Source organism: Acetobacterium fimetarium (assembly GCF_014284475.1).
GTDB lineage: Bacteria > Bacillota > Clostridia > Eubacteriales > Eubacteriaceae > Acetobacterium > Acetobacterium fimetarium.
Map to the genome: position 1 here is coordinate 169627 of NZ_WJBC01000001.1, position 21823 is coordinate 191449.

A 21823-nucleotide genomic window follows, 5' to 3' on the forward strand; every position below is an offset into this window, starting at 1 on the left:
TTAATTCTGGTGGATCTTTCTGAAAGTGCCTGCGCGCGTTTTCATCACTCACTTGGAGCAGCCGTCTGTTAAGCCGGTTACGGTTCCAGTTTTTCCAGCCGTTCTCGGTAGAAACGTTTGGTCCGGTAATCGATGATGTCTTTGAAGTGACGGACAAAAACCGGGTTGGTGATAAAAGCTGCCAGTTCCGGCGCCAGACAGAAGCGGTCTTCCGTTTTAATGAAGAATTCGCCGGCGGACTGGGCCAGAAAATGAACAGGATTGCGGTTGGCCAGGCTGACGTATTCCCTTTTGCCCCAGTTGCTGGCAGCAGCGGTGCTTTTGTCCCGCAGCAGGTCAACCCGGTTCGAGCCTTTTTCGTAGAAGGTTTTGAAGCTGCGGTACAGATCGTCTTCGGTAACCGCCAGCTTCATGCTGCCTTCATTATAGAAGGCCAGCAGAACCGGCATTTTGTAGGTTTTGGACATGGCAGTGTTTTCGATGGTGCGCAGAAAGGCATGCCCCGCGGTGCCGATCAGTTCTTTTTCTTCCGGCGTGGTCTGACCGGTCTCGTCGAGAAAGCCCAGATAATCGCGGAAGAAATTCAGCGCTTTGCGGCTTCGTATCTGCGCATAGACGGCCGCATCCAGATGCACGTACATGTCCAGTCGCAGCGGCCGTCTTCCGAGCGCAGCGCGGATGCGGTAAAATTCATCGCTCACCCGGTCGCTGATCTTCTTCTGATCCTGTTCCATCTTCCGAAACAGATCGATGAGCCTGAAATCAAAATCAACGATACAGTCTTCGGGATAGTCGTCTTCCGCCGGCAGGCGGAACCCCCGCGGTCCGGATGCTCCGGCTGGCGGCAGGCTGGTCAAAAAAAGCGGCACGAGGTTGGCTTTGCGGTAATTGCCGATAAAATCCAGCACGTTGACGTGGTTTTTGCCCCGGGATTTGCGCAGGCCCCGGCCCAGCTGCTGGAGAAAAACGGTAGGCGACTGGGTCGGCCGCAGAAACAGCACCATGTCCAGCTCGGGGATATCCAGCCCTTCGTTGAACATGTCCACGGAAAAGATCACCTGGAGTGCTCCGGTCTTCAGGGCTTTGATGGCCGCATCCCTCGGCATGCAAAGCGGCTGACTGTCGCCATCCGTTGGCCCGCTGATGACGGCGCAGCAATTGATGCCCTGATTTCTGAAATAGTCGGTCATGTAGAGGGCATGGCGGCGGTTGATGCAGAAACCCAGGGCCCGTCGGCTGCGGTATTTTGAATAGTTCTGGAAGATCAGATTGCCCCGCCGGCTGACGCTGGCCAGCTTTTCCAGCTGATCGTCGTCATAGCGGCCGTTTCTGAAATCGACCTGGGCGTAGTCCATGTCGTCGTAGATGCCGTAATACCGGAAAGGCACCAGCCAGCCGCGGTTGATGGCTTCCTTCAGGCGCACCTCGTAGACCACGTTGTAGTCGCACAGGGCAAAAACATCCTGATTGTCCAGCCGTTCCGGGGTGGCGGTCAGGCCCAGCAGGAACTTCGGCCGGAAATAGTCGATGATGTTCTGGTAGTAATCGGAAACGGCGTGATGGAATTCGTCGATGATGATGTAGTCGAAGGTATCGGGCGCAAAGAAATCGGCATTCAGACAGGCCGGATTGCCGAGGGTCTGAACCGACGCGAAAATGATGTCCGGGTCGGTGTCCTTGCGGATGCCGTCGAACCGGCCGGTGCTCAGCTCATAACGCACGCACTGGAAGCTGTGCTCGGCCTGGGTCAGGATTTCATCCCGATGGGCCACAAACAGGATGCGCTTGAACGCTTTCGAATCGAAGGCCGCCAGAAAGGTTTTGCCGATGCCGGTGGCCGCCACAATCAGGCCCTTGTCCATGTTTTCCTGGCGGAAATGCTTGAGGGCATACAGCGCTTCAATCTGGGCGCCGCTGGGCTGGGGAAAACTGATCAGCGGTGCCGGGGTTTCGGCTTCGGTGTCGACCGTGAAGGCCGCCTGTCCCTGGGCGACCCGGTCGGGGGTTTCGGCAGGATCGGAAGCCGCTAGGCGCTCCTCCTCAATTTCTTCGATTTGCTGAATAATTTTGGGGCGTATCCATTGTTTTGAATATTTTTTCAGCGCAGTATCATCGATAATCCGGGAATGGTTGGCCAGCAATGATTCGAAGGTCTGGCGGAAAAAAGCGCAGTCCGCCGGCTGCTCCCGCGAATTGATCCGGTAATTCCATTCGATCCCCGTGGTCAGGGCTGATTTGGATAGATTGGAGGAGCCGACGAAGACTTCTTCGTAATCCGGATAGCGGAAAAAATAGGCTTTCGCATGGAAGGACTGATTGGGGACGTTGTAGAAGCGCAGATCCAGCCGGTCGCCCAGGGCGTCCCGGAGCAGATACAGGGCTTCGGGCTGGGTGATGTTCAGATAATCGGCGCAGAGAATCCGGATGGGCACACCGCTGTCTGTGGCGGCTTTCAGGTCATCCAGCATCAGCCGGACGCCCGAAGCCATCAGAAACGACACGTTCATGTCGATGGCGGTGGCGCCGGCGATGGCTTCCTTCAGGTATTCATATAGATGATCATGCGCCCCGGTGACGCAGTTCCGGTTAAAGGCACTGGCTCCGGTTATCCGATAAGTTCCCATGACTTCCTCTTTCTGTCTCTGTTGATCAGGTTAACAACGAACAATGATTGCTTTGCTGGCACGGTTTACAGCAGCCGGTTCTCGGCAAAACTGAAATAGCCGTCACCGGCCACGATGATGTGATCCGCCACCGTGATGGCAATGGCTTCCGTCGCCGTTCTGATTTTCCTCGTGACCTCCACATCGGCCTGGGAGGGCTGATGGCTGCCGCCGGGGTGGTTGTGGGCCAGAATGATGCTCGTCGCCTGGTGGCGCAGGGCCGTTTCCACAATCAGCCGGGGGTACACCGGGGCCTCGTTGATGGTGCCTTCATGGAGCAGGGCGGTGTGGTTGACCCGGTTCTGGCTGTCCAGGCAGATCACGTAGAACACCTCGTAAAGCCGGCCGGTGAACAGCGCCCTGGCGTATTCCCCGGCCTTGGTGGTGCTGTCGAGGATCGTTTTCTCCTTCAGCTTTTCCTGATGATAGCGTCGTGCCAGCGACGGGATCAGGTTCAGCAGAATCCCCGAGTTTTCGGTGATGCCGGTCACCGCGCAGAGATCTTCCGGTCTCGCATCCAGCACCCCCGCAAGACTCCCGAAGCGGTCGATCAGCAGGTGAGCCAGTTCGTTGGTGTCCTTCATCGGAATGCAGTAAAAAAGCAGCAGTTCCAGAATCTGATGATCCTCGAAACTGTCGACGCCTTCTCTGAGGACTCTGTTTTTGACCCGCTGGCGGTGGCCCTTGTGGGGATTTTTATCCATGCGCTCCTCTTTCCCGTTCTGAAATTTCAGACGACTGTGATAGCCTGAAGTGACCGGCGACGGTTGCCCTGATGTCCATTTTGCCTGTTTTCTGATATTCCGTACTGATTTCGTCTCACTATTTAATTATACGCCTTTTTAGTTCTATTACAAAATATATCAGGTGGAAAAATTCGCCTTTTTTTATTGAAAACATCGGCCGCGGCAGGATTTTTCAACAAAAAAAAACGCCGCGTCTGTTTTATGACGTGGCGTTTTGATTTTAACGGCCAGTTTGCCCTGGCTCCGTTACCGCTTCAGCACGTGCCGCAGCTGGCGGTTGGTGATCGCCAGATCAACCGCCGGTTTCCAGTGACTGGCGGCCCAGCTTTTAAACTGCGCATGGTCGGGATGATCGGGGTTGCCGATCGCTGTCTGATAGGCTTCATAACCGGGTATGCCGCCGACATCCTCCGGGGGGCGGTTTCCTTCGGCCATGATGCAGGTCGGATAGTTTTTGTCGTAGTCCGAAACGATGTTAAACACTGTTATTTCATGGCACCAGTTGTCGCCGTAATCGTAGGTGTAACGGATCTGCCGGCGCTTTTTCATCGCGTCATCGATCCGGACATCCTGATCCCAGACAGTCTGTCCGTCATCAAAGGGATCGAAGTCATCGTCAAACTTGCAGGCGAGATTGAGCACGGGCTGTCCCCGGTCGTCAAGCACGAGAAAACCATGCAGATGAACCCCCTGCCAGTCGAAGGCGACCTGAATGATTTTATGCAGGTCTGCAAAGGTGATTCCCAGTGGCACGAGCAGCCTGCGGCTGGCACTGGTGGCGCCGAGATCCAGTTTGATCAGCAGATCCGCCGCTTCGATGCTGATGATTTTTTCGCCATAAAAACGCTGAAAATCCGCCAGCAGCAATTCGTAGGGATGGCTGTAATCGCGCGTTTTATCGGGTTTGAACAGGTCATTGTTGATCATCCGGGACAGATCCGTCTGATAGCGGGCGGATGTATCCAGCCAATTGTCAAAGAGATCTGCCCGTTCACAGGCTTTGTTGAGGCGGGCGACGGCAACCCGGCCCCTGGTTTTGGTGAAAACCAGGTCGTCCGCCTGCTCAAAATAGGCCCGGATCACCGCTTCACTGATGTTTTCAGCGGCCAGGCAGCGCCGGATGCCATCTTCGATCAAAGTTTTCAACTGGCTGAAATCTTTGGCTTTGAGCCCATACAGGACAAAGCCAAAACGGTTGCTGTCGTTGACCACCACGACGGCCTTTCTTCTTTTGATGGTCAAAAGATTGGCGCTCCAGCAGAAAAGATCAGCGGCTTCCGTTTTTTCAGCCGCTTTGACGGCAAGGGTCGTTAATAAATTTTTTGTGCATCCGATTTGCATTGCATCACCTCCGGGTTTTTTTTGTCATTGATGGATGCTTTCATTATACGCTATTCTGCACATCATGCACAATCGCTCAGGGGATTTTTCGGCAAATAAAAGCCGCGTCTGGTTTACGACGCGGCGTTTTGATTGGCGGGTGGTGTGGCATCGACGCCGGCGGGATGATGCATGACGTTTGATTGTGAAGATTTTCGCCGCCGCTGTAGGGGCGATTATTAATCGCCCGGGACGTCGATTTTTCAACCGGCGTTCGGCATCTGATCGACGTCTGCGGGCGGGTAATACCCGCCCCTACAAGATGATGCGAGGCGTTTGATTGTAAAGCTTGAGGCTGCCGTAACCCCCTACGTCACCGGCAGTTTGAACGTCGCTTCGTAGGATTTGTAGTTGTTGCCGTAGACTTCCACTGTCACGGTGACCGCGGGGCTCTGGTTGTTGAGCCCGTAGGCGCATTGGCTGCCCACACATTTGGCGCCGATGGGCGTCGGCTGGGGATTGCCGGCAATATTGGCCGGGTAGGTGCTGGCCATTTCGCCGCTGCCATCGATCACGCTGAAGTCCATCGACGAAATGTAGAGATCCTGTGATTTTTTCTCGACGCCGATGTTTTCGTAGTCGTAATCAAGGATCACCACCTGGGCCGGGTTTTTGTCGGAGAACTGGTTGCGGTCGTCGGTGGCCGCCGCGGATGTGAAGGTCAGCGCGAACTGGCCGTCGACGGTCCAGGTTTCGCCGGGACCGTAAACTTTGGCGGCCGGGTCGGTTTTGGCCACGGCCGTGCTGGCGGTGCTGGCCGTCGTAGCTGCTGCCGAACTGCCGGCGGCGGTATCCTTCCCTGCGCCGGCGGCGCCGCTTAGGCTGCTGACCATGACCAGAAAGGCCAGGCCGCAAATGACGGTGGTGATGATTTTCGGGGCCGTCGTAAATTTGTGGCTGATCCACAGCAGCACGATCCCGGCGGGCGGAAAGACGATCAGGACGATCGCGATGACGCCGGCTTTCTGCCACCAGCTGACGGGGTCCCCGATGCTATAGCGGTCGTAGAACGCATCGACGAGGTAGACGGCGCCGAAGGCCCAGGCCACAAATGACCAGACGTACAGATCAGTGTAATTGCCGGCGCTGGCGACGCCGATCAGGGCGGCGGCCAGATAGAAGCCGGCCGCGGTCAGCGCACCGCCCCGTCCGGTGGCTTTGCGTGTGGCGACGCCGACGATCCCGGCGATGATAAAGGCGGCGGCCACCATCAGCCCGGCGGTTCCGCTGACCTGCCCGTTGGCCGACAGGGCATTGGCGGCGCCGGCGGCGCAGGACTGCAGCAGGACAAATACCGATAAGACCATCGAAACAATGCCGATTACTAATTTTGCTGTTTTCATTTTTTATACCTCTTTCATTTTGTTTTTCCCATCATAGCGGATCGGGTTGGACAAAAGCGGGACAGGTGGACTTTTTTTATAAAACAGAAATTCTCTTGCTGTTTACTGGAAAACGATTGCATCGCCATTTGAATTGATGGCGCAACAAAGGGATGCTTCCGGCGTTTTTCCGGACGGCATCCCTTTGTTTTGCGGTCATCGGTTATCCTTTCAGTTTGAAATTTTGGTGGGTGGGATCGGTTTAGATAGGTTTGTGGTAGGTCATGACACGGGGACGTGTCGGGATGTCATCCTCAGGGCTGACACGCCGAAACGTCCCCATGTCATGCCCAACCGTTACTGCAATTGTCCGCGGTTGCTGCTTATCCGCTGATGCGCGTTGTGGCGGACATCTCGCAGAGTGTCCGATCTCATGCGTGACAGGGATAACAGCAACAGCGGACAATGACGCCGTCCCCCCAGGTTCAGGCCGGCTCGTCCTCATCCCCCAGCTCCGCCACCAGCCGGCGCAGCCGCCTGGGGATCGGCACGCCCAGCTGGCCGAGGTTCTCGATGATGCTCAGGCCTTCGTTGGAGAGGTAGAAGAAGATCATCGCGGAGCGCAGCGGTTCGCCGCTGCCGCCGAGCAGCGCCTGATCGAGCAGGTGGCCCATGCCGACGACCAGAAAGATCATGATTTTTCGCAGGATGCCTTTAAAGCCCTGGCTACTGGCGAGTTTACCCTGCTGGGCGGCGGCCAGCACGCCGGTCAGGTAGTCGATGATTACAAAGGCCGTCAGGCAGATCAGAAAGCCGTCCCAGCCGCCCAGCACCTCCCCGAGGATGCCGCCGGCAAGGCCGAACCAGACCGACAGACCGGTCAGACAATTTTTGATGGAGCGTCACCTTCTTTCGTTTTGGTTGAGTTTTGGTTTGTTTTCAGACAGAAGCTACGGCAGGCAGGACATGGGGACGTGTAGATAGGTTTGTGGTGGGGCAGGACACGGGGACGTTTAGTGACGTTTGTGGTAGGTCATGACACGGGGACGTGTCGGGATGTCATCCAGATTGAAATTTTGGTGGGATGCGATCGGTTGAGTGACGTTTGTGGTGGGTCAGGACACGGGGACGTGTCGGGATGTCATCCTCAGGGCTGACACGCCGAAACGTCCCCATGTCATGCCCATGCCATACGGCGCGCCGCCGCAACCGAGACTGCAATTGTCCGCGGTTGCTGCTTATCCGCTGATGCGCGTTGTAGCGGACATCTCGGAGAGTGTCCGATCTCATGCGTGTCAGGGATAACAGCAACAGCGGACAATGACGCCGTCCCCCCCGGTTCAGGCCGAAGCCTGTTTCCCCGCAGCTTACACGGCCAGATGGACGAAGCCGCGGTCCTCGTAGAGGATCGTGTAAAGCCCCAGGCTTTCGGCGACGGCGGCGACGGTGGCGATCGGGATGCCCGGCGCGTAGAGATCGGCGGCCTGGCCAAAGAGATGCTGGGATTTCTCGACCCCGCCCACTTCCGCATTGCGGGTCGGACACCGCACGCCGGAGGTGATGATCACCGGCGTGTCCAGGGCGTTCCTCAGCGCCTCCAGTTTGAGCAGCAGCTCCCGATTCATTTCGGCGGGAAAGCCGTCGCAGTAGGCGCCGTTGCAGTCGCAGGCGAATTCCGCCCGGGCAAAATGCGCCGTTGCGCTGTCCCCGTCGAAGGCGATCACGCCGAGCTGGCCAGTGAACAGCCGGGTTTCGGTCAGGTTCCCGACGATGCCGTCGGTCTCCAGTCCCGAAGCGGCCTGAAAAGCCTGGACAGCCTTCCGGGTGCGGGGACCGTCCACCCCGTCAATCGGCCCGGGGTCGTAGCCCCGGGCGGCCAGTGCTTCCTGTGTTTTCTTGATCAATGCGTTCATCGGTTATCCTTTCAGATTGAAATTTTTTGGTGGGTGCGATCGGTTGGGATAGGTTGGTGGTGGGGCAGGACACGGGGACGTGTCGGGATGTCATCCTAAGGGCTGACACGCCGAAACGTCCCCATGTCATTCCCATGCCATCCGCCACAACCGTGACTGCAATTGTCCGCAGTTGCTGCTTATCCGCTGATGCGCGTTGTGGCGGACATCTCGGAGAGTGTCCGATCTCATGCGTGTCAGGGATAACAGCAACAGCGGACAATGATGCCGTACCCAGGTTCAGGCCGGCCCCTAGCTCATTGCAAAGGGGGTGGTGTCGGTGATGACCATCTCCGCACGGACTTTCGCCACCAGCGGCGAGCCTTCCGGCGCGAAAACATTCTTGGCGATAATATCCGCCATGGCGGTGTTGACCTGATCCACAGTCAGCCCGGTCTTGGGATAGACGATGGACATCGTGCAGGTTTTCAGATCCGCCCGTTTAAAAGTCAGTTCGAGTACTGTATTTGCTGCCATATGATTCCTCCTTTCGTTTTTATTTGTGAGGCGTCAGCAAACTGCCGTTGACACAGTAGATAAAGCACCAACGGAGTACCGACAATTGTGACATCGTGTTGTTTGCATCAAGGCGGACATCTCGAAGAGTGTCCGAATTGCAAGCAAACAACTGATTCACAATTGGTCGGTACGGGTTTCAGCCATTGTCTGGCTGATGGTTACGCAGCGCCTCTGTCAGCTAGGCGCTGAGCAGCAGGTTCAGGTCCTGCCGGATGACTTCTTCCAGCGTCGGCTGCTGCAGCCCGGTGATGAGCACAGCCACATCGTAAATCGCCTGATCCGTCGCGTCGGATTTCACATCGCCGTAGGAACGGCTGGTGATTTTTTCCTTGCCGTCAACCATGCCGTGGTTGAGCTTGATCTGAATTTTCTTGGCCAGAAAATCGGTAGTAATTGCCATTTGCGGTCCTCCTTTCCTTCGTTTGAATACATTCTATCACGATAGGCGGATGGCTTTAAATGGCGGGTTGGCGGGATCGCCGGGGTTATTTTTGGACGCAAAAAAAGCCCCCTTCGCAGGAGACTTTTCGGTGTTGTTTAATTGATTTTTTCGAACAATGACGATGATTTTCAAAGCCGCCGCGATTAACGGTAGTATTTCACCTCAAAATTGGGTATCATTATAGCATCCCTTTTAACAGTGATAAGCAACGACCACCGCTTCAAAAATCGATCGATGAAAGGATCTGAAAATGAAAAGAAAACTGACTGTTCTCTGCTGCTGCCTGCTGGTGGCGGCGATCGCGCTGGCCACAGCGGCCTGCACCGCGTCGAAAGCGGCCCCCTCCTCCTCGGGCTACGAGAAAACCATTGCCGCCACGCGGACCGAAATCTGGCAGGACATCGCCGGCGGCGGCGCTGCCAGTGCGTCGGTGGCCATCTGTGACAACGGCAAAATGGTGTATTCGGAAGGGTTTGGCATGGCCAACCGCACCGCAGCCAAGCCGGTTGACACCAATACCCAGTTCAATATCGGCTCCGTCAGCAAAATGTTTGTCACGATGGCGGTGCTGCAGCTCTGCCAGGACGGCAAACTGGCGCTGGATCAGCCGGTGGCATCGTATCTGCCCGAATTCACGATGGCCGATCCCCGCTATCAGCAGATTACGGTCCGGATGCTGCTGAATCATACCTCGGAACTCGACGGCACCGACGGCTATGACACCTGCACGACGGCGCCGGATGCCGATTTCATCGGCTATTTTCTGGAAAATTTGAGCGGCTCGTCATTGAAAGGCGATCCGGGGATCATCAGCATCTACTGCAACGACGGCTTCACCCTGGCCCAGGCGCTGGTGGAAAAGGTCTCCGGACTGAGCTATGCCGATTATCTGAGCAAAAATATTCTGGCCAAGGCCGGGATGGCCAATACCAGCGGTTATTTCAAAGCGAATAATAGCAATGTCGCCCTCAATTATGGCAGTGATGGCAGCGCGACCGAGCTTGAGTATCTGAACAGTCTCGGCGCCGGCGGCATCGCCTCCAATGCCCTGGATTTATGCAAATTCGGCAACGCGATCCTGGCCGGCGAAATGACGATCGACCGCCTTTCCGACAGCGGCTTTACCCGCGTTGAAACCGACCAGTATCAGGATGACGGTTATTTTTACGGCAGCGGCGAGCGGTTCTCGCTGGCGGAAAACTTCGGCACCAAATTTCTGATGACCCATACGTTAACGGATATCACCGGCTCGGTCAAAGCGGCGATGATTCCGGCCCGGTCAGCCACGATTGATCCCGCCCGGTTTGTCGGCAAACAGTGGATCGCCATCAACGTCCTGCCGCAGGACACCGCTTTTCTGGCCGGCTCGACCTGGGTCATGGACGAATTCCCCGGTTACGTGCTTTTTGGCGGCCAGGGTTACTATCTGCTCAATGCCCTGATTGATCAGCAAACGGCGCGGCCGACGCTGAGTTACACCCGCGATACCATGGCCTTCAGGCTGATTGAAGAACAGGGCCAAACCCTGCTGCAGGTCGGCGGCTTCAAACTGATCAATGCGGCTGATGTGGCGACGCTGCAAAGCGGTGAGCAAATCACCATCGGCGCTCGGAATGTCTGCCGCAAACTGCCGGCGGACGGCTTTATCAAAGCCGACGCGGGCCGGATGCTGGTGATCTCGCCGGCGCTCGAAGGCATTTATGACAGCCTGGCCAACGGTCCCGACGGGACCGCGGTGACGGCCGGTTCCTATGTCGTCTTTATCGGCAATGACGGCGATGCGATCAGCTATGATTATCAGGTCTAAGCCGGGTTGTCGGGCCTCTTTTCAACCTTTTAATGGCAAATTAAATAGAAATCAGGTATAATGTGATCAAGGTGGTGATCGAATGAAAATACAAAATCCCCATGACAAATTTTTCAAGGAGTCCTTCGGGAATCTTTCGGTGACCAGAGATTTTCTGGTCAATTACTTGCCTCGGGAACTGCTTGATCTGATTGATCTGAATTCGCTGGAGCCGCAAAAGGACAGTTTTATCAATGAAGATCTTCAGGAAATGTTTTCAGATATGCTGTTTCAGGTTGACATCAATCAGCGGAAAGGCTATTTCTATTTTCTTTTTGAGCATAAGAGTTATCCCAGCAAGACGATTACCTTGCAGCTGCTCACTTACATGCTGCAAATCTGGGAAAGAAAGATGACAAAAGAGATGGATTATGAAATGCCGGTGGTGATACCGCTTGTCATTTATCACGGAAAGGACCGCTGGAAGATCAAAACCAGTTTAGCTGAGCTGATTCCTGGTTATCATGATCTGCCCGAATCCATCCATCCCTATATTCCTGACTTTCAGTTTCTGCTTTACGACATTTCCCGATATTCCGATGATGAGATCAAAGGCGATGCCCAGCTGCGGATCCTGTTGTCGATTTTCAGGGATATCCTCACCAAATCCAGCACTGAAATTCTGGATTCCGTCTTCCGGGCGGCAGACACCTTGTTTAAGCTGGATGATCAGGAGAAAGGAATTCAGTATTTTGAAACCTTTATGCGTTATGTCTTTAGCGCTGGACCCCAGATGGCACCAGCTGATATCAATAAGATTATCAATAAACTTGAAACAAACTATCCAGGAGGGAGTGATAAAATCATGACATTGGCAGATTATTTAAGAGAAGAAGGCAAAACTGAAGGCCGCATTCAAGGTCTGAAAGAGGGACTGGAACAGGGGCTGGAGCAAGGCCTGGAGCAAGGCCTGGAAAAAGGCATGGAACTTGGTGCCAAAAACAGAGCCCTTGAAGTTGCCCGAAAGCTGATCAAACTGAATTTAAGCATCGATCAGATCACTGATACCACTGGCCTGACAAAAAAAGAAGTCACCAAACTGGCAAAGGAAATGAGCAGCTGATACGCGACGATGTGGCAGCGGTACTGGGAATTAATGACGCAGCATAACATAACGTTTATTGATGACGATTAACAGTTGGATTTATCTGATTGCTAATCGTCATTTTTAGTTCACGCTTGCTGCGCCGCTAGGTTGTTAGGGGGCTGCCGGGTTGTCGGGCCTGACGCGAGGACGTATCAGGCCAAACGACCGGTTAACGTTCAGCTTTAGCTGATCGTTAACCGGTCGTTTTTATGTCAAGCTGATTCCGCCGCTGCCAGCCCCCGCTGATGCAGCCGGTAGACCCAGCGCAGGTCGTAGGTCATGGCCGCGGCGATCTCGGCAAAGGACTGGTTGTTGAGGTAGCGGCGCACCATGATGGCCTGAATGCGGGGATCGGCCAGGCCATCGATGGCGGCCACCAGGGCGCGGGTCTGCGCTTCAAGCAAATCGCTGTCGGCAGCCAGGTGCGCCCGGGTCTGACGGATGCGCGCGTCGGTGGGCGCGGCCCTTTCGGGGCCGGCACGGTTCAGCAGGGCGAGCTGGTCTTCGTAGATTTTGAGGTACTGGCTGTGCAGCCAGAGCCGGTGTCTCGTTGCTTCCAGCTGCTGATGGCTTTCTTTGATATTCATGGAACCTCCTTCGGGCGTGATTTTTGGGTTGGCACGAGGCCAGTGGTGGCGCGAATTGGTGATCGGCGGATGATGCATCGCGTTTGATCGTAACGATTTTTCCCGCCGTCCCGGCCAAATGCGAAGGGGTCGGAGGGGTGTTTTTTTGTATTATGGTGTTTAAAAAAATCCAATCAAAGATTTTCGCCATAAGTCAAAAAATGCCTTCGACCCCTTCGAATCGCTTATTAACGCCGTTTGATCCCTCCGCAATGCCTTCGCAAATTGACCCAACCCCTTCGCATTTTCCGATAAATGTCAGCTACACTCAAAACAATCCGCCTCATCGAGCCTGATTCCTTTGTAAACCGTTCGCCTCGAACGGGAATCCCGATACTTTTCCAGACCGGTCACCGCCGCCTCCAGCTCCACCGCGAACCGTTTCTGGCTGACGGCCTTCAGCCCGGTGTCCTTGCAGTACTGCACGTAGGCATGGTAAAGCTGGGTCGATGAGGCCTGGGCGTCCGCTGCCACCACGCACAGCTCCGCCACAAAAGTCAGCACCGAGCTGCCGTCGATGCGGTAACGGCTCAGGGCTGCCTGACTCTCATGAGATTCGCTGAAACGGTAGTCATTGTTGACCAGGCGCTTAAGCCCCGCCAGCGCCCAGTTGAAAATCCCCGGCGCCTCCGCGACAAAGTGCTGCTTCAATTTGGGGTCGCGTTGTTCCTGCGGCCGGGCCGGCTGAAACGGCACGATCACCAGGCGCCGGTAGAAGGCGTCGCTGCGGTCGCCGAGATTTTTGGGGATCGCGTTGCAGGAAAACAGCAGCCGGGCGGTGGCGACAAAAGCGAAGGGATCCTTGTTCTTGCGCTCCGCCGTGATCCGGTCCTCGCCGGTGATGCTCTTGAACAGGCCGTTGTCCTCGATGGAACGGGACGGCAGATCGGCAAAGATATTGGCCAGCTTGCCGAACAGCTCGGCGGTTTTGAAGCGGTCGTCGAGGCTCTGCCAGGGGATGTTGGAGACGTTGACGGGCCCCAGCAGCAGCTCCTGGGCCACCCACAACAGCGTCGATTTGCCGGCGCCGCCTTCCCCGACCAGCACGAACGCCTTCTGGGCGCAGGTTTCGGGAATCAGCAGGTAGCCGAAAATCTCCTGCACCAGCACCCGGGTGTCCGCATCCAGACACTGTGACAGAAATTTTGTAAACCGGGGTGCCGAAGCGGCGGGATCATAGCGGGTGCCGATCTGGATGGTCGACAGGTAGCCGGGATCGTGGGGGGCCAGCGCGCCGCTGCGCAGATCGAACAGGCCGTTTTGCAGATTGATGCGGTGTCGGCAGGGGTTGAGCTTCTCCGCCGACCGCGCAATCAGCAGCGTCAGCTGGCCCTGGACGTCCTTGATCTGGCCCATGTTGACGTGGTTCACCAGCAGCTGATTGCGGATGATGCGCTTGATGTGGTTGTCATCGACCATCGTGTACACCCCCTTGATGAACTGATAGTAGGCTTCGCCGGTGTAGATGATGTCTTTGTCCCGGCTCAGACAGTCCGCCAGAATCCCGGTCATCAGCCGCAGCCCCCGGGGCTGTTTTTGGTACCAGGGCGCCAGCGGCGGCACCCCCAGATCGCGGGGGCATTGGGCCGGACAGGCGTCCCGGCCGGGACAGGCGAAGCCCCAGTCGCGAATCGTCTGGCAGCTGATCGGCCCGGTGGCGCCACCCCGTGCCTGGCTGATTTTGGCATCGGTGCGGCTCTTATCATAGCGCGGGTCCGGGCGCGAAAGCGCGTGAATCAGCACCGCTCCGCCGCTGGTGTCGGCCAGATTGGTGATCATCGCGTACCACAGCGGTTCGCTGAGGCCGGCGGCGTGGTCCTGGCAGTGTTTAATGAAGGTGCAGTTAGTCAGCACCCAGCGGCTGTCGGGACCGGCGCCAGCGCCGACCGCCGCCGCTGTTGGACCGGACGGACCGGTTTTCGCTGGGGTTCCGGCGGCTCCCGGCTGTTTCGCACACGGCAGTGCCGCCAGCAGTTCGGCCTGGGTGTAGCGTCGTTCGGGCGCAAACAGCAGGCAGCGTACCGGCACCGGCTCCTGCTTGGTGTGGTTGAATCCCGGCAGCCGCATGACCCGGCTGGGGTTTGCAATCACCGGGTCGCCGCCGAAATGGGCGGCCAGTTTTTTCTGGACGCTCCGGAAAGCGGCGAGGTGGCCGTTTCCTTCAGATGACAGGGGGACATTTCGGGATGTCATCCTTTGGGCTGACACCCGTAACGTCCCCCTTTCATCTTCCGGTACGGGGGCTGCCGCCGGTAACGGCCCCCTGTCAACTTCCGGTTCGGCGCCGTCCGGCTTGATCAGCCAGTAGCCGTGCAGCGATTTGCGCGTCTGCACGATGATCGACGGCGGCAGGGCGAAAGCCATCAGATTGGCGTACTGTTCGCCGAGGGAGAGGTCGTCGGCCTCGACAAAATGGGCCGTCACCCGGGTGATCGCCTCGTCGCGGTGGCCGCCGCGGTTGACCACGAAAAAGACGCCGCGCTGCTCGTTTTGGTTCACCCGGTGAAGCTCTGCCATGACGGCGGCAAACGCCACCGCGCCGCCACTGTCGACCGTATAGTTTTTGCCCCGACCGCTGCCGCGATCGCTGAAGGTTCTCAGGCAGTAAGGGCCTTCGTGAAAGGCGGACAGAAAGTCCGCTGCCGTCACTGCGACGGCTACTAAATTCTCCGGCAGATCGCCGGTCTGTTGATCATTCATCACTTTTCTCCTGTTTCTTTAATCTGTGAAGATTTCGGGCAGGACACGGGGACGTGTCGGGATGTCATCCTCAGGGCTGACACGCCGAAACGTCCCCGAGTCATGCCCACGTCATACGCCGCCACCGTCACTGCAATTGTCCACGGTTGCTGCTTATCCGCTGATGCGCGTTGTGGCGGACATCTCGTCAGAGTGTCCGATCTCATGCGTGTCAGGGATAACAGCAACAGCGGACAATGACGCCGCAACCCCTAGGATCGCGTTCTGACCCTGCGGTCATTAGCAATCCCCCGGGAACGTGGATTTTGCAACTGACGTTCGGAGTGACATCGACGCCTGCGGACGGGCAATGCCCGCCCCTACAAAATGATGCGGGACGTCAGTTTGTAAGATTTTCGCCGCCACCGACACTGCAATTGTCCACGGTTGCTGCTTATCCGCTGATGCGCGTTGTGGCGGACATCTCGTCAGAGTGTCCGATCTCATGCGTGTCAGGGATAACAGCAACAGCGGACAATGACGCCGCACCCCCTAGGCCTCGTCCACCCAGGGCTGCAGCGACCCGTAGGTCGGTCCGACCGCGGCTTCGGCCACCAGGGGCACATCGAAACCGGCAAACGGCGGCGCCTCCATGACACCGCGGATCCACGCGACGGCCTCGGCCAGACGCTCGGTCGCCACCTCAAAGACAATCTCGTCGTGCACCGTCAGCAGCGGATGAATATAGGGCCGCTCCGCCAGTCCAGCGTAGAGCCGCACCATCGCCAGCTTGAGGATGTCCGCCGCCGTGCCCTGAATCGGATGATTCAGGGCCGCCCGTTCAAAATGCGCCCGGGTGTTCTCATCCGGACCGTTGATCCCGTAAAGGCTGCGGCGCCGACCCAGCGCGGTGTCGACCGTTTCCCGGTAGCGCGCATTCCACTTGACCTCATCCTGCCAGGCCGCCAGTTTGGGATAAGCCTGGTGAATCGCCGCAATCATCGCCGCGCACTGCGCCTCGCTCCGGTCGATACCCGCCTTTTGCGCCAGAATCCGCTTAAGCCCGCGGGGATAGAGGCCGTAGAAAATCCCGAAGTTGATGTTTTTGGCCACCGCGCGGCGCTCCTTGTAGTCCGGATGGCTTTTGTCGCGCGCCTCCGAAAGCGTGATGCCGTACACCGCCGCCGTGGTCAGCGCGTGGATGTCGCCGCCATCGACAAAGACGCCTAGCATGTTCGGATCCCCGGTGAACCAGGCGCCGACGCGCAGCTCGATCTGGCTGTAGTCGACGCTGACCAGGGTGCAGCCCGGCCGGGCCGTGAAGAAATCGCGGACGTTGACGCCGTGGCTGGCCCCCGCCGGCAGATTCTGGCAGTTGGGATTCTGGCTGGAGAAACGGCCGGTTTCGGCCCCCAGCGGGAAAAAGCGGGTGTGAATCGCCAGCGTCACCGGGTTGATGCGCTGCTGCAGCCCGAGAATGTAGGTTTTGATCAGTTTGGCCAGCCCCCGGTAATCCCGGATGCCGCCCAGAAAATCCAGATGCTCCGGGTGATCCTCGCGGCAGTGGGCCAGCAACAGGCTGATCGCCTCGCCGTCCACCGAAGGCTTGCCGGTTTCGGTGGCCTTGAGCACCGGCAGCGCCAGATCATTAAACAGATAGGCCTTGACGTCGTTGGTGGCGGCGTTCTCGCCCACCCGCACGGGCCGGCTGCCACTATTTTCCAGCCGCTGTCGACAGCTCTGCAGCTGCGCACCGCCGGCATCGGCCGCCGCCTGAAGCCCCTCCCGATCCACCAGCACGCCGCGGTGCTCCATCAGGGCAGTGAACAGCGCCACCGGACTTTCGATGGTGCGAACCAGCGCTTCGTGGGCGGGGATGTTCTGGGCAAACCACGCGTTTTCGATCCGGTAGCAGCGCAGCGCCAGGTCCGCGTCACCGCAGGCGTAGGCGATGGTCGCATCATCCGCCGGGTCCAGATCCCGGAAGGAGCCGGTGCCGACAGTCTCGCCATAGCTGGGCAGCCACAGCGAGCACCATTCGTAGGCCAGGCCTTTGAGCCCGGCGTCCCGGAGGCCGCGAAAATGCTGCTCATCCTTTAACATCAGCTGGGCGCCGGCGATGGTATCGTAAACCGGGGGCACCAGGGTGATGCCCTGGGCCAGCAGAAAGCGGGCTTCAAAACTTAAATTATGGACGATTTTGGTGACGGCCGGGTTTTCAAAGACTCGCTGCCGCAGCCACGCCATGACTTCCAGGGGCGCCGCATTCGTCCCGCTTACATGCCGCAGCGGCACGTAGATGCCGCTGTGCTCAGCCACCGCCAGGGAAATCCCGACGATGTGGGCCTTGTGGGCGTCCAGCGCGGCCTCTTTTTCGTGGGCCCACAGCGGATTGGCTGCGGTCTCAAAATCAAAGGCGATCGCCGTCGCCGTGCCCAGGTATTCCTCCAGGATCCCAAGATCCGTGGTCATTTTATAATCGTTTTTCATCTTATCCTTTCAAGACTGTATTTTAAGTTACTAACGTTGGCTTCGCTGCCGGCTGACACGAAACAATGTGTCCACTGTACGGCGGACAGTTCTCCGAACTGTTCGCCTACACGTTACCAAATTGTTTGTGTCAGCCGCCATCAAAGCGCTGATTGTTCGATTCATTTGCATTGTATTGGGGTTGGCATCTTGCCTACGTTAAATCCTGCCGACAATTGTCACATCGTGTTGTGTGCATCAAGGCGAACAGGCGATAGCCTGTACGAATTGCAAGCACACAACTGATTGACAATTGATCGGTAGGATGGTTCCCACGCTAACCTGTTTTAGCACAAATAAAAAACCGCATGTGCACAAACGTCTGGGGCCTCCCAAAAATTGTGAACATCCGGTATCTTAGTCGCTCTGCCTGCGCAGGCGCATTTTAACTCAGTATGTTTCATCGTTAAATCCTCTATTCAATTATTTTGTTATATTGATTTTGGCGCCAAATTCTATTCACACGATCCTGACCGTCGCCTTTTCAGAACTTTATTCCAGCGTATACAGGCCCTCATACCGGTCCTGGTTGCATTTGATGGCCAGCACGACGTCGCCGTAGAGATGGTGATAATCGAGAATCCGCCGTTGGCACCGATGACAGTGACCGGGCTGCATCAGCTTGATCAACTGCCGATAGGCATCGGTTTCCGCCTGTACGTGCCGGGCCTTTCCCTCCCGGATGACCATCAGCATCTTTCTGCTCCCGAGATTGCATTTGTAGCAGACAATCAGCGACGAATCATTCTGACTGACACCAAACAGCTTTCCGTAACAGTGGGGCGTTGACTTGCGCTTTCTCGTCGCGCCGAAGCTGCATTCGTGGTAGTGGGGACAGTGTACCGCTGCCATCGACGCCGCCGCGGTGCCAGCTGCTTTTTCTGCCGACAATGCCACCAGCCGGCGTGGCCTGCTTTTCTGATCCGGCCATCTTTCCCGGTCCAACTCTTTTTCTTTTTTCATTTCACCTTCCAATCGAAATCATTCCGATGGATCAAAACTGAGACACTTTTTTATCCAAACGGATTCTGCAGAGTTAAACGCGCTTTCACCGCCCTTCCATTTATATCGTTTCTCAAACTTATTGCGTTCAACGGTACCATTATATCAAACCTGTCAATCGTTTTCATCGTTTTTCAAGGGTATTATTTTGTTGTGTTTATTGCGAATCTGGCGACATGCCGGAAAAAAACGGGAGAAATTGTTGCATATCGGTTGATCCGCTCAATACCCGTACCGACCAATTGCGGCGGTATCAAAAAAGAGACCCCGAAGGGTCTCCTGAACCAGCGGCTGGACTTCGTCCGCCGGGGTTCTACTTCATATATCGTTTTAATTGGTCGTAAAAGTTTTCACGCGTCACTGCCATGATCACGACTACCACACATTCATCCTGGTATTCCAGCGTATAAGCGAGTTCATAATTAGATATTTTGCCGCTGGTGGAAGCATAATCAGCCCTGTCATGCATCATTCCTCCGAACCAAAAATATCATGATAGGTAGAATACTCGCCGTTGCCTTTTGCCGCTTCCGTTGCCTGGTCAAGCATTTTTTCGATGGCTGGTCGCACTTTTTTCTGTTCATCCTTGAATTTTTTCAATAATGCTTCGCCACTATATCCCTGAGCAATTAAATCAGCCAAAATCTGCTCAGCGAAATCACCACCCGTATTTTCCCTGACGGGTTTCAATAAAATCATATTATTTTGAAGAATACACTCTGCTTCTTTACCAAAGCCCAATTCATCAAAATACTTTTGAGGAATCGTAATTTGTCGTTTGCCGGATATATGAATGGTCTTCCGTTCCAATACCGTTTCCTTTGACATTTCAAATAACCTCACTTTCTAAAAAAACAAAAGCATATTTTCCTAGTTTCCTTGAAATTATTATATCATGGAATTCAATGCTATTCAAACAAAATATCAGCAATCGACCGCACCCAGAAAAGGGCTTCTGCAAAAGCCTCGATTATTGTCCGAGGCTGCTGATTATCCTGTGATGCGCGTTGTGGCAAACACGCAGCAGCGTGTCCGATCTCATGCGTGTCACGGATAATAGCAGCATCGGACAACCGCACCGAACCCAATCACTCCCGCTGTGCCAGCCCGATATAATCCTGCTCGGTCGAGACATTCAGGTAGGCCGGACGGATGATTTTATCCATATTGATCAGTTCCTCGAGGCGATGGGCGCTCCAGCCGACAATCCGGGCCACCGCAAACATCGGCGTGTACAGCTCCAGCGGAATATCCAGCATGCTGTAGACAAACCCGCTGTAGAAATCGACATTGGCACTGACACCCTTGTAGATCCGACGTTTGTCCGCGATCACTTCCGGGGCCAGACTTTCGATCATTGAATACAGCCGGAAATCATCCTCACGGTCTTTTTCTTGCGCCAGCTTCTCGACAAACTCCTTGAACACCTCGGCCCGCGGGTCCGAAATCGAATAGACCGCATGGCCCATCCCGTAAATCAGGCCCTGCCGGTCAAAGGCTTCGCGGTCGACGATCTTTTCGAGATACTGCCGCACCGCATCGCGGTCGGTGATATCGCCGACATGATTCCTGATATCGGTCATCATCTCCACCACCTTGATGTTGGCCCCGCCGTGCTTGGGCCCCTTCAGCGACGTCAGCGCGGCCGCGATGACCGCATAGGTATCGGAACCCGACGAGGTCACGACGCGGGTGGTGAAGGTCGAATTGTTGCCGCCGCCATGCTCCATGTGCAGCACCAGGGCGATGTCGAGCACCCGCGCCTCGACCGCCGTATAACTGCGGTCCGGCCGCAGCATCGTGAGGATATTTTCCGCCGTCGACAGCGCCGGATCGGGCTGATGGATGTACAGACTGTCGCCGCGGTCATAATGATTGTAGGCGTGATAGCCGTAGACCGCCAGCATCGGAAAGACGCTGATCAGCTTGAGGCACTGCCGCAGCACATTTTCGATGGCCAGATCGGCGACGGCCTCATCGTAGGATGCCAGGGTGATGATGCTTTTGGTCATCGAGTTCATGATATCCCGGGTCGGCGCCTTCATGACCACGTCCCGGGTGAAGTTCGTCGGCAGCTTCCGGCAGGCCGTCAGATCGCTGCGAAACAGCGCCAGCTCCTCGCTGTTGGGCAGCCGCCCGAACAGCAGCAGATAGGTGACTTCCTCAAAGCCGAACCGTTTGGTCGCCACCATCCCCCGGATCAGGTCGATGATGTTGTAGCCGCGGTAAGTCAGCACCCCCTCGCAGGGCACACTGCGGCCATCAACCAGCTCGGCGGATTTGATCATCGAGATATTGGTGAGCCCGCACAGCACCCCCTTGCCGTCCTTGTCGCGCAGCCCCCGCTTGACATCGTGCTGTTCAAACAACTGCTTGTCGATGAATGAATACTGCCGGCAGAGATCACCGTATTGATTCAGGTTGGTTGCATAATTGACGTTGTTTCGATTTTCCATAAAAATTCTCCTTTATTTGGAATGAAAACAAGGCAGTTGCGACTGACGCGCGGGCGGGTAATACCCGCCCCTACGGGGTGATGTATGACGCGGGGGTTTTTGCTCTGCTGCCCGGCATCATTTTGTAGGGGCGAATATCATTCGCCCGAGGACGTGGATTTTTTAACTGACGTTCGGCGTGAGATCGACGTTTCGGGCGGGTAATACCCGCCCCTACGGGATGATGCCTTTCGATCCCACCGTCACTGCAATTGTCCGCGGTTGCTGCTTATCCGCTGATGCGCGTTGTGGCGGACATCTCGCAGAGTGTCCGATCTCATGCGTGTCAGGGATAACAGCAACAGCGGACAATGACGCCGTCCCCCCCTGGCAAAACCGGCAAAGCAGTACCGACAATTGTAACATCGTGTTGTTAGCAATTGGTCGGTACGGTTCAGTGCGTTAAAGGGCGAACAAAAGTTGCTTTGATGTCGGTTTACGCAACCAATTGTGTAACGTGTAGGCGAACAGTCGATAGACTGTCCGCCGTACAGTGTAACAATTGGTTCGCGTAAACCGGCAGCGAAGCTCACGT

The 21823-nt window shown here is 56.2% G+C and carries 18 protein-coding genes; 2 read left to right on the forward strand and 16 right to left on the reverse strand.

Annotated features, from left to right (window positions below):
• Positions 1-77 precede the first annotated feature (77 nt).
• The 9 genes from GH808_RS00705 to GH808_RS15495 all read right to left on the reverse strand — a co-directional run bounded on the left by GH808_RS00705 (position 78) and on the right by GH808_RS15495 (position 9504).
• The gene (locus GH808_RS00705; RefSeq protein WP_186840884.1) at positions 78-2624 is read right to left on the reverse strand and encodes a DEAD/DEAH box helicase family protein; all 2547 of its coding nucleotides are present in this window, start codon (positions 2622-2624) and stop codon (positions 78-80) included.
• Positions 2625-2689: 65 nt separating this feature from the next.
• Entirely contained in the window at positions 2690-3367 is a 678-nt protein-coding gene (gene radC / locus GH808_RS00710) for a RadC family protein (RefSeq protein WP_186840885.1), read from the reverse strand.
• A gap of 288 nt (positions 3368-3655) precedes the next feature.
• On the reverse strand, positions 3656-4750 hold the full coding sequence (locus GH808_RS00715) for a plasmid pRiA4b ORF-3 family protein (protein WP_186840886.1): 1095 nt from the start codon (positions 4748-4750) through the stop codon (positions 3656-3658).
• Between the two features lie 347 nt (positions 4751-5097).
• Positions 5098-6132, reverse strand: coding sequence for a hypothetical protein (locus tag GH808_RS00720; RefSeq protein WP_186840887.1), 1035 nt, complete (start codon positions 6130-6132; stop codon positions 5098-5100).
• Positions 6133-6596: 464 nt separating this feature from the next.
• On the reverse strand, positions 6597-6944 hold the full coding sequence (locus GH808_RS00725) for a phage holin family protein (RefSeq protein ID WP_311135734.1): 348 nt from the start codon (positions 6942-6944) through the stop codon (positions 6597-6599).
• A 534-nt stretch (positions 6945-7478) separates the two neighbouring features.
• Positions 7479-8024 carry a D-Ala-D-Ala carboxypeptidase family metallohydrolase gene (locus GH808_RS00730; protein WP_243166040.1) on the reverse strand — a complete coding sequence of 182 codons (546 nt, stop codon included), beginning with the start codon at positions 8022-8024 and terminating at the stop codon, positions 7479-7481.
• A 291-nt stretch (positions 8025-8315) separates the two neighbouring features.
• Positions 8316-8540 (reverse strand): DUF2922 domain-containing protein, encoded by a 225-nt coding sequence (locus GH808_RS00735; protein WP_186840888.1) that lies wholly within the window; start codon positions 8538-8540, stop codon positions 8316-8318.
• A gap of 220 nt (positions 8541-8760) precedes the next feature.
• A complete protein-coding gene (locus GH808_RS00740) occupies positions 8761-8982 on the reverse strand; it encodes a DUF1659 domain-containing protein (protein ID WP_186840889.1) in 222 nt (73 codons plus the stop codon).
• A gap of 396 nt (positions 8983-9378) precedes the next feature.
• The gene (locus GH808_RS15495; RefSeq protein ID WP_279289648.1) at positions 9379-9504 is read right to left on the reverse strand and encodes a hypothetical protein; all 126 of its coding nucleotides are present in this window, start codon (positions 9502-9504) and stop codon (positions 9379-9381) included.
• On the opposite strand from GH808_RS15495, the gene GH808_RS00745 reads away from it, so the two are divergent.
• Positions 9479-10831, forward strand: coding sequence for a serine hydrolase domain-containing protein (locus GH808_RS00745; protein ID WP_243166041.1), 1353 nt, complete (start codon positions 9479-9481; stop codon positions 10829-10831). The two genes, GH808_RS15495 and GH808_RS00745, sit on opposite strands and share 26 nt — an antisense overlap.
• Positions 10832-10913: 82 nt before the next feature.
• A complete protein-coding gene (locus GH808_RS00750; protein ID WP_186840891.1) occupies positions 10914-11933 on the forward strand; it encodes an Rpn family recombination-promoting nuclease/putative transposase in 1020 nt (339 codons plus the stop codon).
• Positions 11934-12169: 236 nt separating this feature from the next.
• Here the strand turns inward: GH808_RS00750 and GH808_RS00755 are convergent, their stop codons facing one another.
• The 7 genes from GH808_RS00755 to GH808_RS00785 form a co-directional block, all read right to left on the reverse strand.
• Positions 12170-12544 carry a hypothetical protein gene (locus GH808_RS00755; RefSeq protein WP_186840892.1) on the reverse strand — a complete coding sequence of 125 codons (375 nt, stop codon included), beginning with the start codon at positions 12542-12544 and terminating at the stop codon, positions 12170-12172.
• A gap of 297 nt (positions 12545-12841) precedes the next feature.
• Positions 12842-15283, reverse strand: a complete 2442-nt coding sequence (locus tag GH808_RS00760; protein WP_186840893.1) for a phage/plasmid primase, P4 family — start codon at positions 15281-15283, stop codon at positions 12842-12844.
• 531 nt (positions 15284-15814) lie between these two features.
• Entirely contained in the window at positions 15815-17752 is a 1938-nt protein-coding gene (locus tag GH808_RS00765; protein ID WP_186840894.1) for a DNA polymerase, read from the reverse strand.
• A gap of 531 nt (positions 17753-18283) precedes the next feature.
• Positions 18284-18754, reverse strand: coding sequence for a hypothetical protein (locus GH808_RS00770; protein ID WP_186840895.1), 471 nt, complete (start codon positions 18752-18754; stop codon positions 18284-18286).
• Between the two features lie 352 nt (positions 18755-19106).
• Positions 19107-19265, reverse strand: coding sequence for a type II toxin-antitoxin system RelE/ParE family toxin (locus GH808_RS00775; protein WP_186840896.1), 159 nt, complete (start codon positions 19263-19265; stop codon positions 19107-19109).
• Positions 19262-19621, reverse strand: a complete 360-nt coding sequence (locus tag GH808_RS00780; RefSeq protein WP_186840897.1) for an AbrB/MazE/SpoVT family DNA-binding domain-containing protein — start codon at positions 19619-19621, stop codon at positions 19262-19264. The genes GH808_RS00775 and GH808_RS00780 overlap by 4 nt, the downstream gene beginning before the upstream one ends.
• A 260-nt stretch (positions 19622-19881) precedes the next feature.
• Positions 19882-21249 (reverse strand): citrate/2-methylcitrate synthase, encoded by a 1368-nt coding sequence (locus tag GH808_RS00785; protein ID WP_186840898.1) that lies wholly within the window; start codon positions 21247-21249, stop codon positions 19882-19884.
• Between the last annotated feature and the right edge of the window lie 574 nt (positions 21250-21823).